Raw genomic sequence first — 597 nt, 5'->3', positions numbered from 1 at the left:
ATCCAGGCAAGGAGCGCGCCCAGGTGCTGGTCCTCGAGCCGGCTCTGGCCGGTCGCCCAGTGCTGGCCCAGCAGGTCGGTCAGCGCGAGCAGCAGCGAGGAGCCGGGCACCCGCGCCCGCTCCCCGTAGTGCGTCAGCCAGCGCCCGAGCAGCGGCACCCGGGCCGGCGCGGCCCGCGGCACGTCAGCTTCGCGCGACCCCCCGCCCGGCTCGGCGGCGCCCGGGCCCGACGCCAGCAGCGCGCCCTCGCGCGCGCCCGCGAGGTCCTCCGGCTCGTGCTCGGCCGCCCGGCGGAAGCGCATCGAGCGGCCGAGCAGTCGTACGAAGTCGATGCCGGGGCCGCTGGGCACGAGCAGTTGCGGGGCGTCGGCGCACAGCTCGACCTGGACCGTGACCCGCTTGCCGGTCTCGGGGTCGGTCTCCTTGCGCTCCTCCCACTCCACCTCGTCCGCGCCCGCGGCGAAGTGCGGCAGCATCTCCTCGGCCAGCGCGGCGAGGAAGGCGAAGCGCAGGTCGCGGTCGCGCGGCTGGGGCACCACCAGCAGGCGCGGCGCGTCCCGGTCCGTGCCCACCAGCGCGCCGAGCGGCGCGCCCGCC

At 78.2% G+C, this 597-nt stretch carries 1 pseudogene; it reads right to left on the bottom strand.

Annotation, left to right across the window (positions count from 1 at the left end):
• Positions 1–597, bottom strand: a pseudogene (locus tag KUM32_RS41155) (hypothetical protein); the annotation flags it as partial.

It is taken from the genome of Streptomyces sp. AC627_RSS907 (assembly GCF_019049165.1).
The sequence above is the reverse complement of the archived record's forward strand: the minus strand, read 5'-3'. Positions and strand labels throughout refer to the sequence as shown.